Genomic DNA, 15,680 nt, shown 5'->3' with positions numbered 1-15,680 from the left:
TTAAATAGCCTTTATCCCCATCATTTTTATCCGCGCAATCTGCACAACAAATGGAATGGTGATGCGGTAAGCCTCGCTCATAGACTGGACTGCCATGCCTAAAGTGCTTGCAATGGCTGCAGGTGGAAACATTCTCAGCGCCACAAACGCAGCGGCACTTGCTGCAGCGGATAAACCAAAGACTGTACCTTTTTCATCCACATTCAAGTTCTCGTGCATGTTAAAAAAACCACTCACCACTTTGGTTTCACTGCAACGTTCCCAGCGCTCATGATCAGCCATCGTTCGCCAGCTATCACCAAAAAGGCTCAAAACAATTTCACGCTCTTTTTGCCAGATATTTTTGGTTTTGCTATCTTTGCCATTAAGCTTTCTGTGAACATCCGTCAGTAGCTCTTCATACGCAATCGGCTCATTTCTGAATAAATTCAACACGGAGTGGCCACCAAACTCCTGCAGTTCATGCAACAAGTTCCGGAGACCATCTTCGGTGTATCTCTCCTCCGCCTTCTGGTGTAACAGCAAGTCTTTAATGGACGAAGACAGCGCCACACGTCCAGCACCGTTGTCAGTCAATACATCAACAAGGAAATCAACTTCCTTTGCGTCGCTTTGCTTAAGCAAAGCCAACAGTTCTACATCGCATTTCACGGTCTTTTGCATTGCTCTCTTTGCTTTCTAATAGATAACTTGCCAAAAATCACACCACTGCTTTACGGCCACGCGTTTTTTTGGCGGGGGCCTCTGCGGCACGCGCCTCGCGCAGGCGGCGCAGCAGCTCTGTGGCTGGTTCGTCGTTCGGGTCTTGCGGCACCAGCTCGCCGCGAAAGGCCTTGGCCAGCAGTGCGGGCGTGAGGCGGTCGGCGGCGGTGCGAGCAGTTTGCAGGCGGGCTTCCAGCCGGTCGGCATAGGCAAAGAGGATTTCTACGCGGCGGACGATTTCGGTTTGTTCTTCTATTGATGGAAGCTCAAATTCAAAAGCAGCAAGCTTTTTAGCATTGATATTTGATTGACTAACTCCGTCAGACTTCACTTTCCAGCAGTAATCACGACCAGCAGGACTTCCCAAGCAATAATTCAAAAAATCTGCGTCCAATTTTTCAGAACACTTCACCCGAATCAAATATCCAGCATAAACAGCCTCTCGCTCACCTTTAAAAACTGCAGTTTTACCAACCAAATCAGGGCTATTGGTTCTATTAAATAAAACATCACCAACGCATAAACGATATTTATTAATTTCCAGCTCATCACTGGTGTAAACCAAGTCTTGCCAGTCAAGAGAGCCATTTTTGATATTTCCCATGCGCAGCACAGGGATATCACCTACTTTCGACGATTTCGCAGCAGAGCCATACGAAAAATCTTTAGCAACTTCACTAAGCGATATCAAGGGCCACGCAGTTGTCAATTGCGTCTCTTCGCGCCAATCCTCCGTCAACCGCCCCGAAGTGGCGGCGGCCAAGACGGACTGGCGGAAGCGTTTGAGCAAGGGGGTGATACGGGCGAGGCGGTCGTTCAGGGCATCGACACGGGTCAGGACGGTGTCGAGTTTGTCGGCGATGCGGAGTTGTTCATTTTGCGGCGGGACTATAACTGGCAGCTTGTTCATTGATGCCTGTGTAAGTTTCAATCGAGTACTACCTGACACATAGCCGACGTAGCTCAAGCAATTGAGCTGGCTCTCCAAAAGACGCCAGTCCAATATTTTCGCCCTCAGCACATGTGCATGGTTATTTACCCAACTTTTACCGCTTACTCGATATGCCTTTTTCTTAAATACATCTAAAAATGGCACACCGTCTTCGCCTAAAAGCACTATATCTTCATTGAATAAATAGCTATCGGTGTAGCCAACTTGGCCAGTTGCACCGAAATATGGAATCAATTCAGCAACGTTTTTCCCATTAACCTTCAACGCTCGCTCATTTGCATTTAGCGGAACACGTAACGAATCGAGAACTTCCGCAACTTCCGGAATAGTTGCGATTACCCAACCTGTTGGCAACGTACTCATTCTGCAGCCTCTCCCAACTCCGCCAATATCCCCTCCAATTCCTCCAACGCCGCATTCAGCTCGTCCGTAATCTCCCGCGCCAGCACCGCAGGCTCAGGCAATTCAGCCGCGTCTTCCACGCTGTCATCTTTGAGCCAGGCAATGTCCAAGCTGTCCTGCTTCTCATCGCGAATCCAATCACGCGAAAAGCAGCGCCAGCGGCTTTGTTCGCCGCCATCCGTGCGCTCGCTCTTGCCGTTCACGTCTTCGCCATAGGCGGCAATGAACTCGGCAAAGTGCGCACCGGTCAGGGGGGTGCGTTTGCCAAACTTGGGGGCGTTGGCGCGCATGTCGTACACCCACACCTCTTTGGTGCTGCCCTTGGCGGCTTCGCCCCGCTTCTCAAAGAACAGCACATTGGTTTTGACGCCCTGGGCATAGAAGATGCCGGTGGGCAAACGCAGGATGGTGTGCAGGCGGCATTTGTCCATCAGGGCGCGGCGAATGTCGGCGCCTACGCCGGCTTCAAACAACACGTTGTCCGGGAGCACCACAGCGGCGCGGCCACCGTCCTTGAGATGTTTGACGATGTGCTGCACAAAGGCCAGTTGCTTGTTGCTGGTGGTGTAGGTCAGGTCATCCCGCGTGGCACCGCCACCGCCCTTGGCCGTGCCAAAGGGTGGGTTGCTGAGGATGATGTCGCTTTTGGGCAGGCGCTGGCCGGCAGTGCCAAGGGTGTTGCCCAGGTGAATGGCGCCTTCCTGGTCACCTTCAATGCCGTGCAACAGGCAGTTCATCAGCGCAAGGCGCCGGGTGTTGGGCACCAGCTCCATGCCGGTGTAGGCCTTGCGAATCTGGAAGGCGCGCTGGGGCTCGGTCAAATCCAGCAGGTCATCGGTCTGGGCGCGAATGGCGCGGTCGGCCGCAATCAAAAAACCAGCGGTGCCAGCGGCGGGGTCTTGAATAGTTTCACCCACCTGCGGGCGCATGACGGCAATCATCGCGTCAATCAGCGGGCGCGGGGTGAAGTACTGGCCCGCGCCGCTCTTCGTCTCGCTGGCGTTTTTCTCGAGCAGACCTTCGTACAAATCGCCCAGACCGTCCTTGTCGGTGTCAAACCAGTCAATGCGGTCCAGGTCGCGAATGAGCTGCTCCAGATGGCGCGGCTCGCTCAGGCTGGTTTGGGCATTGGCGTACACGGCAGCAATGCGCGGGCTGGTGGACTCTGACAGTTGCTGCAGCGTGCGGCGGTAGGTGTTGAGCAGGTTGATGCCAGAGAGGCCGCGCAGCTGGTTCCAGCGGGCGTACTCCGGCAGCAGCGGCGCTTTGATGACGCCGGATTCAAGGTTTTCGTGCTCCATCTTGATAAAGAGCAGCAGCACCAGCTCGGTGACGTAGTCGCTGTAGTTGATGCCGTCGTCGCGCAGGACGTCGCAGAGGTTCCAGAGTTTCTGGACGATGTCAGAGGTGGTCATGAAAAGAAAATTTTCTCTTTTGGGGAAATAGCGGCTAGCGCTAGATGCTGTTCGGTTTTCGCATTGTTCGCACCAAGAATCGACATGCATCTTGCGATGCACGCTACTTTTTGGGATGCAGGCGAATGGAATGACTTCTGTAATTCAGGGTGGAGAGCATAGCGGCAAGCCGCCCTGCCTCAGGCCGCCTTTTGCCACAAAGCCTCCACCAAATGGCTGACTACTGCATCAAGCTGGCCGCCCAGTACCTTGTCGACTTGTTTGGTGCCCCCCTGCTGGCGGAAGGCCTCATTGAGGAAGCTGCTGTCCACGACGGTCTCATGTTTGAGCTGCTTGGCAATGCGGTCCAGCCAGCTGCGCTGCGCCGTGGTCCAGCTGCGCAGGCTGTAGATGCACTGCATCGCTCGGTTCACCCGCTCTTCAAAAGGCTGAAGTGCCTCACCCAAAGCAGCTTTGCGGATATGGGCGACGATGCCAGCGGCAATGTCCTGGTTGCTCTGGTTGCGCCATGCAGCTTTGAGCGCCGCTTCTGAGAAGCCCGCACCATCCAGCAACAGGCGGACTTCGCGCAGTTGCTCACGCGTCAGATCTTTGGGGCGACTGACCACCACCGAAAGTGCAACCGATTCGTTGAGCTGCTCTTTGATAAAGCGCGCGAAACCATCCAGGTAATCTTCTGGCTTGGCGTAATAGCCCCAACTCTGTTCGCGCGTCAGCAATTCATCGTGGTGGTCAGACAGCACAGGTCGGTAAGCGGTGCCCATCAGCTCCTGCACTTCGCCCAGTTGCTGCAACAGCCGGGTCTTGTCACGCAGGAACTCGGCTGCTGCGCGTGTGCCCTGCTTTTGAGCCATCTCATGCAAGTGCTTGTGCAATTCGGCGGGGGGGACGCCCCAGTCTTGCTCCAACTGCTTCAGGCGCTCTTGCAGCACAGGCTTCTTTTCAGCCATGTGCTCTGCTTTGCGGAGGACACGCATGAGCTTCTGGTTAAGTTGATCCAGCACGTCATCAGCATGTTTGCGCTCTGACGTGCTGCCTGGCGCTTCATAGGATGCCGGATTGTGCAGCTCGTCCATCAACTGGTCGATGGTGATATTGGGATTTTTGACCAGCGGCTGCATGGTGTTCACCTCCTGCAGCGTGGCGTAGAGGTCGACCGGGTCATAGATGCGGAAGACCGTTTTACCGATATCGTCACAGCGACGGGTGGCTCGCCCAATCATCTGCTCGTACAAGATACGCGAACGCACACGCCGCATGAAGACCAGATTGCAAATACGCGGCACGTCAATGCCGGTGGTCAGCAAATCCACTGTAACTGCCACCTTGGGATAAGCTTCGTTCTTGTAATTGCGGATCATCTGGCTGACTTTGTCAGTCTTGCCGGTGATCTTGGTGACCGTTGCTTGGTTGTAGGCATCACCATGCAAATCCTTGAAGGCCTGACCCAGCATGCGCACCACGGTGTCTGCATGGGTGTCGGTGGCGCAGAAGATCATGGTCTTCTCATCACTGAATGGGTCCAGCTCCTGCGCCAGCTGCTCGCAAATGACCCGGTTGAAGTTGTCATTGAGAACACCCTTGTTGAAGCTGGCCACATCAAAATGCAGCTCGTCCTCCAGCTCCGCCGTATCGATCTCACCCGTGTGCAGATGGATGCTTTCCACCGCTGCACCTTTGTCAAAGTGGATACCTTTTTCGCTGAGCAGCGTGGTGTAACGGATGGGAGGTTCGTGGTCGATCAACCAGTCATCGGCTACCGCATCCCGGTAACTGTAGGTATAGATGGGAGCGCCAAAGATATCGCTAGTGTGCTTGGCAGGTGTAGCAGTAAGGCCCACTTTGAAGGCATCAAAGTAATCCAGTACGCGGCGGTAAGTGGAGAGGTACTGGGAAGCATCTCGCACCTCCTGTTCACCCTCAGTCATTTCCTGGTCCAGGGTATAGCCCCGGTGCGCCTCGTCGACGATGACGCAGTCGAACATGTCGACGGGCGGCGGGCAGTCGCTGCCAAAGACGCGCTTGACCATTGCCTGCACGGTAGCCACTTGCACGCGGTCTTCTGCCTCTGCAGCCATGTCTCCCAAGGCCGCAATGTTGTAGAGCTTGGACAGGGGCATGTTCTGCTCCAGCAGCATTTCGTCAAAGGCTTCCAGCGACTGTTCGCCCAAGGCCGTGCGGTCTACCAGAAACAAAATGCGTTTAAAGCGCTCGGCTTTCAGCAAGCGGTAAATCAGACCGATGATGGTGCGCGTCTTGCCGGTGCCGGTGGCCATGGCCAGCAGGCTGCTGGACTGTCCCTGGCCCAGACTGTGCTCAACTGCGCTGATGGCATCGAGTTGGTAACCTCGCAGCGCCAGATAGGCAGAGGCCTCGGTTTGCAGCTTTTGCTGCGCCAGGGCAATATCGCGCTGGAGCAAATCTTTCAGCCCCTCCGGCGAGTGAAAGCCTTGCAGCGGTTTGGACAGATTGGCGGTGTGACGCAGGTCACGAAACCACGTTCCGCTGGACTGCTCATGCTGCTTGATATAGGGGCGACCATTGCAAGAGTATGCGAACGGAATCTGAAAAACCGCACCTTGCCCATCGTTCCAGGGCTGGGCAGGCTGCTCGCTTTTCCAGGCCGCATCCAATTCATCTGTCAGCATGAAGCCGCGCGCATAGCGCTCGGCTTGGCCGATTTTTCCCGCAACATTCTGGTTCAGGCGCTTGGCTTCCACCACGGCTACCGGTGTCAGGCCGGCAAACAGTACGTAATCTGCACTTTGCATGCCTTGCGTTGGCCATTCGGAGATAGCGATGTTCTTACCGCGAACAGGGCGTACCCCCTTGGCATGGGTCAGTGCGACCGTGTCCGCCTGCCAGCCAGCATCCCGCAACATCTGATCAATGATGAGTCGGGTAGCAGCCTCATCGATGTGTACCAGGCTCGCCGCCTTGCGGGAGCGCTCGCTCCATGAGCGCACCGTTTCAATGCTAGGGGCCTGGGCAGTCGCTGCGGCTGCCTGGGCGATGGCCAGCTCTGCCGTAAGTTGTTCGACCGTAGCGCTTGCCTCGGTTGCCAGTTGCTCGTAAATATCCCGCTCTTCCAGCGCCTGCGCAGCCAACTTCTTCTCTTGCTCCGCCTGTTGCCGCAACAACTCCTGCATGGCTTCCCGGTCAGAGCTCAATGCCTCTGCACTGCTCAGACTTGCATTCAAAACCTCTATCTGCTTTTGCAGCACATTCAGTTTCTCACTAGGGTCATCTGGCAACAGAAATGGACCGGGCTTGAAATGCGGGTTGCTGCCAAACGTGCGATGAAACCAGAGTGCGACCTCGCGCGCAACTTTCAGTGACTCCAAAGCTTCACGGTAGCCAATAGCGGAGCCTGCCTCATGCACCGCATCATTTCCACGTGTGCGCAGCAGGTGAAACATCTGGCGCAGCTGCGGATCGAGCCCCAGGCGATTGTCAATGGCCCGAATCAGCTCAACCTGGGTGCTTTGCAACAGCTGCAGGCCTATTCGGTTGGCGACGTCCTTGGCGATGGCTTCCGCCAGCAAACGCAGCTTGGCTACGCAGCTAGGAGGGTCGTGAGGGAAAATCTTCTCGGCCGCCAAGCCAAGCGAAGCCAATGGTTTGGAATGCGCACTCAGAAAATCGAAGTTACTCACTGGCAGTCTCAAGCTATCGTTATTTCGACTTGGCATTATGCAAGCAAAAGTATCAGATCCAGAAACAAGTACAAGTAATCCTATTTGCTTTGGAGTTCGACTTCTGCATGCGTAGGCGCTGCTGAATCATCACCTCGTTGGCCACCGTTGTGTCAAAACGTCTTCAATGGTATGAATGCTCATACGCTCAGCGAATGTCTGTCGCGTTATAGGCGCGGCAAATCCGCATCACCTACAGATGCGACTTAGAAAACACATACTGATGCCTTGCCATTCCACCGTCACACCAACAAAGCAAAAGCCATAGTCCAACAACAGCTCCTCACCTAAAGTCACCATCGACTCCAACCGCACCGCCTGGTGGCTCTCTGCTCGCCCTTACGCAGGGCAATTGCTGTGATTCACACTCCGCCACCCTTCTTCCCCTCAGCAGCCTTCTCATTGGCCCGATGCAACACCGCCTGCGCATCTTCGGTCAAGGCATACAAAGCACTGTGCAGACCGCCTTGCAGCCACTTGCTCAGCTTGAACGCCCCGCCATCATCCGCACCCATCAGCAGAGCCGATATAGCACGCAAGCCATACAGCCGCGTGTTGATCGCTTGGGCTTCGCACTCCGTCAGCGCCAGGTCGTCCGTAAAGCCGCCAGCCCTGCGGAGCCTGCAGATGTCGTGAATGTCTAAAGTCTGGTCGCAATGGCCCGCGATGGCCTGGATGGCATCGGCATAAGCGGTATCCAGGCTGGACGAGTTATCTGAGCTGGAATCCACAGATGCAGCGGGTTTTGCTGCCGCGCGGGCAGCTTGGGGCTTGCTGTTCATGATGACGCCTCCTGACTCCGGGACAGGTCGCGCAGTGGAGGCAGTGCCTGTACGGCCATGTGCAACGCGTTGTGCGCGTCGGGATAGAGTTGGATCAGGGCGCTTTCGCCCAGGCAGGAAGTGGACGCAGAGATGCGCGCGAGGGGTGACTGAGCCATGATCGACTCCAGGTGGTTCGGTTTGCTAAAACCACCGCCTCCCACGCCAATGGAAGGCGGTGGCTCGAACAGGTTGGCGTACCGGGAACCTCCTGCGAGAACCGGCGGAGCTTGCGCTCCCCCATCCGAGCCACCATAAACCGGGGCACAGACAAGGAAGCCGCAGACTCTGCGAAATAGAGACCACGGCTTACGTCGTGGAGATTCAACGGGACGCCAATCCCGACTGCGCTTGACTGGCGCAGCGGCGTAACTGTAGCACGGCAGGAATGGAAGTACTTGGGGGTGGCGCATTATTGAACCCCTTCCCTTCCCTTCCCTTCCCTTCCCTTCCCTTCCGTCTTCTCCCTGCCCGAGCCTTTCGGCCCTCCTCAGTGAAGCGGTAGCGGCCTGGCTGGGTCGGAAAGCAGGGACGGGCAGTGACTGCCACCGCTGCGGTAGAAGCTCGCCCCCTCCCCCTAACCACCCAAAGCCACCACCGGCTCCAACCGCGCCGCCTGCCGCGCCGGCATCCAGCCAAACACCAAGCCGGTCACCACCGCGCAGCCAAAAGCCAGCAACATCGCGCTGACCGAAAGCACAACAGCGCCCCCCAAAAAGACCAGCACCGCGCCAATCAACACCCCAAGCAACACACCCACGGTCCCGCCCACCATGGTCACCAGCACCGCCTCGGTCATGAACTGGCGCTGAATATCCCACTGGCGTGCGCCGGTCGCCATGCGGATGCCGATCTCGCGGGTGCGCTCTTTCACGGCCATCAGCATCACGTTCATCACGCCGATGCCGCCGACCAGCAGCGAGACGGCGGCGATCAGGCTGAGCATGGTGGTCATGGAATCCTTGGCCTGGGCTGCAGCCTGCAGGCGTGCGGCGGCGTTGGCCACATAGAAGTCCTCGCGGCCGTGGCGCAGGCGCAGCAGGTTTTCGATGGCTGCCTGCGCGGGCAGCACGCTTTGGGAGTCGCGGGCCTGGATAACGGTGTAGTGCGGATCAAAACTTTTGCCGTTGGGGAAGATGCGCAAGATGCCCGAGCGGTAAGGAACAACGACCAGGTCGTCCTGGCTCTGGCCGCCATCGCCTGCGCCTTTTTCTGACATGACACCCACCACCTGAAAAGGCGTGGTGCCAATCAGCAGCAGCTCGCCCAGCGCTTTGCGGCCTTCAAAAAAGCGCTCATGCACCTTCTTGCCAATCACCACGACGGGGGCCAGTTCCGCATCCTCGGCGTCGGTAAAAAAGCGCCCTTGCGCCACGGGCCAGTTGTGGATGGCGGGCCAGGCGCTGGTGGCGGCGATGGTGTCGCCCTGCCAGGCCACATTGCCGTAGCGCACGGTGGCCGGGTCACGCGCTACCGGCATGGCATGGGCCACCTCGGGCAGCTGTTCTACTGCCTCCAGGTCCGCCAAGGTGGTCACGCCGGTGGGCCCGCCTTGCGGCGGTTGGCGGTTGTTGATGTACATCACCGTCGCCCCCATCGCGCCCATGCGTGCCACCACCTCCCGGCGGGCGCCCATGCCGACGGCCAGCATCACGATGACCGAGGCCACACCGATGACGATGCCCAGCAGGGTCAAGGCCGTGCGGGCGCGGTGGATGCGCATGGATCGCCAGGCCGAGCGCAGCGCTTCGCGCAGGTCGGCAAGGGGTTGGCTGCCACACTTCTGCATTGCCTCGTCCATGTCCGGCGGCGGCAAGGCGGCCTGCGAAGGCGCTGTGCCAGGGCTCGGCTCGCTGTCGCTGACGATGTAGCCGTCCCGGATTTCGATCACGCGGCGGGCCTGCGCCGCTACCTTGCGGTCATGGGTGATCAAGACGATGGTGTGGCCGGCATCGGCCAGCTCGTGCAGCAGGGCGATCACCTCGGCGCCGCTTTGGCTGTCGAGCGCGCCGGTGGGTTCGTCGGCCAGGATGATGCGGCCGCCGTTCATCAAGGCCCGCGCAATCGATACGCGTTGCTGCTGCCCGCCCGATAGTTGGTTGGGCCGCAGATGCCGTTTGTCTGCCAGCCCCAGCCGGCCAAGCAAGGCCTGTGCACGCGATGCCCGCGCGGGCCTTGCGCTGCCGGCATAGATGGCGGGCATCTCCACATTCTCTTGGGCCGAATCCGTCGCTATCAGGTGGTAGCCCTGGAACACAAAGCCAAAGGCCTCGCGCCGCAGCCAGGCCAGCGCATCGGCATCCAGCGCCGCCACATCCTGGCCGTTGAAGTGGTAACTGCCAGCACTGGCCCGGTCCAGGCAGCCGAGCAGGTGCATCAGCGTCGATTTGCCCGAGCCCGATTGGCCGACGATGGCGACAAACTCGCCCGGCAGGATGGACAGGTCAATGCCATGCAGCACCTCCACCTCAGGCCGGCCCGTGCTGCCACCGCCATAGCGTTTGCGGATGCCGCGCAGTTCGATCAGCGGTGGGGGCAACGGTGCCTCCAGGTGCTGGTGCTGGTGCTGGTGCTGGTGCTGGTGCTGGTGCTGGTGCTGGTGCCGGGGCCCGCCTCAGCCGCTGGGATCGCAGTCTCTGGCAGTCGCTCAGTAGTCATAGCGCAAGGTCATCGCAAAGCTGCGCGGCGTGCCCACAAACACGCCGCCGTAGTTGTTGTTGGTAGGGATCGACTGGTAGTAGTGCTTGTCCAGCGCGTTGCGCACGTTCAGCTGCAGGCGCAGATGGTTGTTGAACTGGTAGGCCGCATGCAGGTTGAGCAGCGCATAGCCGCCTTGCTGGATGCGATAGCCGCTGCCGCTGTACGACATGGCGCTTTGCGCCTGCACATTGCCGCCCAGGCGCCACTTCCCGCCGGGCAGGCGGTAGTCGGTCGATACCTTGAAGATCCTGCGCGGCAAGGTGGTGTTGTAGGGCAGGCCGTTATTGGGGCCGGCCACGTATTTCGGATCGCTGTAGGTAAAGCCGGCGGCCAGGTTCCAGCCGGGGGTGGGCGAGCCCGACACCTCCAGATCAATGCCCCGGTTGCGCACCTTGGCGCCTTCGGTGTAGCAACGGGTGGCACCGGTCAGACCGCAGGTCGAGGCCATGTTCAGGGCGACTGGCAGGTTCAGCTGGTCGGTCTGGAACAGGGCCACGGCCGTCTGCAGGCGGCCGTCGAAGAACTGGCTCTTCATCCCGACTTCGTAGTTCTTGCCCTTGACCGGCGCCAGCAGGCCGTTGGGGCTGTAGTACTGCTGGATCGAGTAGATGTCGGTGTAGCTGGCGTAGAGCGCATGCGCAGCGCTCAGGTCATAGACCGCGCCGGCATACGGAATCACCTGCCGGCCCGAGTCGAATGACGCGTTGGTGTAGGGGCTGCGCGATGCATAGTCCGACCAGCTGAGGCGGCTGCCGATGATAAAGCTCAGCGCATCCGTGGCGCGCAGGCGCGTGGCCACGGCAGCGCCCTTCTCGTTGCGCTCCAGCGCATAGGTGGTGGGTGTGCTGCTAAAGCCCGGCACCCGGATCGACGAGAAGTCAAAACTGCTGATATCGATCGTCTGCGAGCCCTGGGCCGCAAAGATGTCGTAGTCAAAATTGTCCCGGCGGCGGCTCAGGCTCAGCATCAGCTGGTGCTCACGGCCCAACAGCGTGTAGGGGCCAGTGGCATGCAGGTCAAAGGCGACTTGCTTGTCCTGGTACTCCGCATCCACCCAGGACAGGGTCTGGCCGGTGTCAGAGACGCGCGCCGGGTAGTTGGCGACAAAGCTGGCGTCGGAGCGCACGGCATTGAAGGCGGCGGTCAGGTTCCAGCCATTGCCCAGGCGGTGCTTGATGTCGCCAAAGACGCTGTAGTTGTCGCGGTTGAGGTGCGCGCCCGCGCCAGACAGCGAGGCCGAGCGGTCCAGATCGTAAAAGGTGCCATCGGCCCGTGTGTTGAAGCCGCCCCAGTCATAGCCCTGGTGGTTGTCGCGCTGGGCGCTAAAGCCCAGGCTGGCCGTGGTTGCGCTGCCCAAATCGGCCTCTACGATGGCGTAGAGCATGCGGTTGTCGGCTTCGGCCCCCTGCTTGAAGCTGTTGGCCCGGTTGTCGAAAACCACGGCACGGCCGCGCACGCTGCCCGCAGCGTTGAGCGGGCCGGACACATCGAGCTGCGCTCGGTAGTCCGCCCAGGAGCCCGCGCCCAGCTCGGCGCTCATCTGGAACTCGCGCGTAGGCCGCTTGCGCACCAGATTGATGACGGCCGACGGATTGCCCGAGCCCTGCAGCAGACCATTGGCGCCGCGCACCACCTCGACCCGGTCATAGATCGCCATGTTGTTGAGCGACATGGCATCCGCGGAAAAACTCTCGGCCATACTGGTGGACAGGCCGTCGATCTGCAGGTCGGTGATCTGGAAGCCGCGCGAATAGAAATACGAGCGCTCGGTGCCCAGCTTGCTGTAGGTCACCCCGGGCAGCGCGTCGGTCACATCATCGAGCGACTGCATATTGGCGTCGCGCATCTGCTGCTGCGTCACCACGCTGACCGACTGCGGCGTCTCGCGGATGGACAGATCCATCTTGGTGGCCGTGCGGACCTTGTGGGTGGTGTAGGCGCCCGTGCCCTCGGTCACGCCACTCGCATCGGACTGGGCCGTGACCGTCACCGTCGACAAGGTAGCCGCATCGCGGGGATCGGCGGTAGGCGCTTTTTTGACGATCACCTCGGCGCCCTGCAGCTCCGCAACCAGGCCGCTGCCCAGTAGCACCCGGTCCAGCGCCTGCCGGGGCGTCAGGTTGCCCGCCACGGCCGGAGCCTGCTTGCCGGCGACCAGGTCAGGATGCACCATCAGCTGCAAGCGGGCCTGGCGCGCCAGCTCGTTCAAGGCCGTGCCCAGCGGCTGCGCTGGCAAGGAGATGGCCAAGTTGGCCGCTGCCTGGGCATGGGCGGGCAAGGCGCTGAGCGCCAGCAACGGCAGAGTGAGCACGGTGGCCAGAGCGAGGGGCGCGAGTTGAAAGCGCGGTTGCGGCATGAATACGATCTCCACAGTAGAAAGTTAGGTTCCTAGCTGTGCTGACGCATGAGGGGCCCAGGTGTTGAGGTCGCCAAGCAAATTTTTTGAAAATTTTTTGCATCCTTGCTGCAAGCCCTGCCATACCGTGCATTTGCCCTGTTCCCGCTGCATCCAACGCTGTCTCAATCGCCGCCTCCACCGCCTCAACCACCGCGTGCAGCGGTGATTTCCGTCTTGCCATCCTTGGGCACCAGGCGCACCGGCAGCACCCGGGGCAAGGCCCGGGCAAAGGCTGCCAGCTGCCGCAGCTCAAAACTGCCATGCACCTTGAGCGCGCCGACGGCCGGATCGCGGATGACCAGACCGGTATCGCCATAGCGTTCAAACTCGGCCACTGCCTGGGCCAGCGTGCTGCCGTTAAAGCTGACCCGGCCTTCGCGCCAGTTGGCCGCAGGTGCGGCCTCGTGCTGCACCGGCCCGGGCAGACCGCTGGCATCGGTGCTGACGGACTGGCCTGCGACCAGCTCCACCGCTGTACCCGCCAGCTCCTGCGTGCTCTGGCGGCTGGCCACACGCACACGGCCCTGCTCCACCGCCACGCTGACGCGCCCCTCCTCCCCCAGCCCGCTGCGCGTGTTGCGCACGGAAAAGCGTGTGCCCACGACGGTGACACGGGTGGCACCCGCCAGCACATCAAAAGGCTGGGCGCTGTTGGGCTGCACGGTAAAGAAGGCCTGCCCCTCCAGCAGCCGCACCTCGCGGCGCTGGCGGTACAGGCTCACCTCCACCTGCGTAGCGGTGTCCAGCCACAGGGTGCTGCCATCGGGCAGCGCCAGCTGCCGCTGCTCGCCACGGGCGGTCGCCAAACTTTGCGTAAAGCTGGGCTGCTGCTGCCAGATATTCCAGCCATACCAGCCGCTGCCCACCACACCCAGCGCGACAGCGGCCACGCCAGCCTGGGGCAGCAGCCAGCCCAGGTTGGCCAACCAGGCGCGGCGGCCGGGCGAGCTTGGTGCACCCAATGGGCGGCGACTCTCGCCCGCAGCGGCACGGTGCGCTATCGGTGGCAGCGCCAAGGCTGCTGGGCCTTCAGCGCTGGGTGGCAAGCCCGCCTTCAGCGCATCCACGCCCTCTTCTGGCAACTCATCCATGCGGCCCCACACGCCTTCGGCCTGCTCCAAGGCCTTGGCGTGCTCGGGGTCGCGCTCCAGCCATTCTTGCAACTCGGCCTCTTCGTCGGCGGTCAGCCCGTCCTGGCGGCGCACCATCCAGCCGATGGCCTCGACCTCCAGCGGATGCTGGCCGGCAATGAACTCGGCATAGTCGCGCGCATCCGCCGCCTCCTGGGGGGAAGCTGGCAAGGATGGGCTGGGCGCGCTGTAGCGGTGGTGGAGCTCTGGCTGGTTCATGGGCGCTGAACCTTTGTATCGGCGCCATGGCCAGCGTGCGCTGCTGCGGTGGCACGGCCATGGAAACGGTCATCACAGGCCTTGCAGACCAAGACCGCACGGATCACATGCTGGGCCACCATATTGCGGGAGATGCCCATGTGCTCGGCCACTTGCTGGTGCGACAGGCCATCGAAGCGGTTCAACACAAAGGCTTCACGGCAGCGCGGTGGCAGGCTCTCAATCGCCACGTAAACGGCCCTCGCATACTGGCTGAAGGCCAGCACTTCCTCGGGTTGCAGGTGCCTGGGCGCCAGCGGCTGCTGCGCTTCGTCCAGCGCTTCCAGGCTTTGGTGGCTGCGCACCTGCTCGCGCCGGTACTCGTCCGTCAGCAGATTGCGCGCCGTGCGGAACAGCAGCGCGCGCGGATCTGCCACCTGGGTGCCCGACTGCTGCACGCCAAAAAGGCGCACATAGGCCTCCTGCACCAGATCGGCCGCCGAGTCGCGGTTTTTCAAAGTGCGGGCGCAGAAGTTCAGCAGTTCTTTGTAGTAAGCATGCGCAGCCACAGCGAATCGAGCCCCATCCCTTGCATTGGTATTGCCCGTCAGGTGGCAAGCAAGATGTGGCGGCCGCTGGATCTGTAGCGCGTAGCGAGACGGTAAGCCGAGCATTATAAATGCAAATGAGAATTCATCTTATCTAGCAGAGGCCAAAATAGGCATCCTTCACAGACCGCCGGCCACATCGCTGTGGCCAGGCGGCCCGGGCATCCGCTACCAGCGGTACGCCGCAGACAGGATCACCGTGCGCGGCTCGCCCAGGAAGCAGCTGTGGTACGAGCAGGAGGTGACATAGCGCTTGTCCGCCAGGTTCTTCATGTTCAGGGCCAGCTTCCAGGGCCCCGTGGTGTAGCTGACCATCGCATCGAACAGCACATAGCCGGGCAGAGACAAGCTGCTGCCCTGCTCGCGGGTGGCCCCGGTGTAACGGGCGCCAGCGCCAGTTTCAGCGCCATTAGTTCTGCATCTTCAAGGGCAGCGTCGCAGAGCGAAAAGAAAAAATCCATGTCGTCTGCGCATACGCAATCTGACCTGCGCTTGAATATGCAGCACCCCCTCTTGCAAAGGCCGCGCCCAGTTGAAAATCACTAAAGAGCTGATATATCACCGCCCATGGCAGGCGACCTATTTTCATAAACGCAGCCTTATAAAAATCAGCTAGCACAACTGCAAAAATGGTTCTTTGTTTTTATAAAAATATTATT

Annotated in this window: 11 protein-coding genes; all 11 read right to left on the bottom strand. The window is 60.0% G+C overall.

Annotated features, from left to right (window positions below; genetic code table 11):
* Entirely contained in the window at positions 1-663 is a 663-nt protein-coding gene (locus tag WH265_RS10935) for a hypothetical protein (RefSeq protein ID WP_339558306.1), read from the bottom strand.
* A gap of 37 nt (positions 664-700) precedes the next feature.
* The gene (locus WH265_RS10930; protein WP_339558305.1) at positions 701-2,017 is read right to left on the bottom strand and encodes a restriction endonuclease subunit S; all 1,317 of its coding nucleotides are present in this window, start codon (positions 2,015-2,017) and stop codon (positions 701-703) included.
* A complete protein-coding gene (locus WH265_RS10925; protein WP_339558304.1) occupies positions 2,014-3,471 on the bottom strand; it encodes a class I SAM-dependent DNA methyltransferase in 1,458 nt (485 codons plus the stop codon). Before WH265_RS10925 ends, WH265_RS10930 begins: the two co-directional genes overlap by 4 nt.
* A gap of 179 nt (positions 3,472-3,650) precedes the next feature.
* The gene (hsdR, locus tag WH265_RS10920; RefSeq protein WP_339558303.1) at positions 3,651-7,127 is read right to left on the bottom strand and encodes a type I restriction-modification system endonuclease; all 3,477 of its coding nucleotides are present in this window, start codon (positions 7,125-7,127) and stop codon (positions 3,651-3,653) included.
* A gap of 401 nt (positions 7,128-7,528) precedes the next feature.
* Positions 7,529-7,948 (bottom strand): hypothetical protein, encoded by a 420-nt coding sequence (locus WH265_RS10915; protein WP_339558302.1) that lies wholly within the window; start codon positions 7,946-7,948, stop codon positions 7,529-7,531.
* Between the two features lie 616 nt (positions 7,949-8,564).
* Complete coding sequence (locus WH265_RS10910; protein ID WP_339558301.1) at positions 8,565-10,526, bottom strand: ABC transporter permease; 1,962 nt, start codon at positions 10,524-10,526, stop codon at positions 8,565-8,567.
* Positions 10,527-10,634: 108 nt separating this feature from the next.
* Entirely contained in the window at positions 10,635-13,043 is a 2,409-nt protein-coding gene (locus tag WH265_RS10905) for a TonB-dependent siderophore receptor (RefSeq protein WP_339558300.1), read from the bottom strand.
* Positions 13,044-13,228: 185 nt separating this feature from the next.
* Positions 13,229-14,434, bottom strand: coding sequence for a FecR family protein (locus WH265_RS10900; protein ID WP_339558299.1), 1,206 nt, complete (start codon positions 14,432-14,434; stop codon positions 13,229-13,231).
* Positions 14,431-14,931, bottom strand: a complete 501-nt coding sequence (locus WH265_RS10895; RefSeq protein ID WP_339558298.1) for a sigma-70 family RNA polymerase sigma factor — start codon at positions 14,929-14,931, stop codon at positions 14,431-14,433. The genes WH265_RS10900 and WH265_RS10895 overlap by 4 nt, the downstream gene beginning before the upstream one ends.
* A 258-nt stretch (positions 14,932-15,189) precedes the next feature.
* On the bottom strand, positions 15,190-15,369 hold the full coding sequence (locus WH265_RS10890; protein ID WP_339558297.1) for a hypothetical protein: 180 nt from the start codon (positions 15,367-15,369) through the stop codon (positions 15,190-15,192).
* A gap of 61 nt (positions 15,370-15,430) precedes the next feature.
* Entirely contained in the window at positions 15,431-15,610 is a 180-nt protein-coding gene (locus WH265_RS10885) for a hypothetical protein (RefSeq protein ID WP_339558296.1), read from the bottom strand.
* Positions 15,611-15,680: the final 70 nt, after the last annotated feature.

The sequence above is a fragment of the Comamonas sp. MYb396 genome (assembly GCF_037479555.1).
In the GTDB taxonomy this organism is placed as follows: Bacteria; Pseudomonadota; Gammaproteobacteria; order Burkholderiales; family Burkholderiaceae_C; genus Comamonas.
This window is presented reverse-complemented; position numbering and strand designations above follow the sequence as displayed.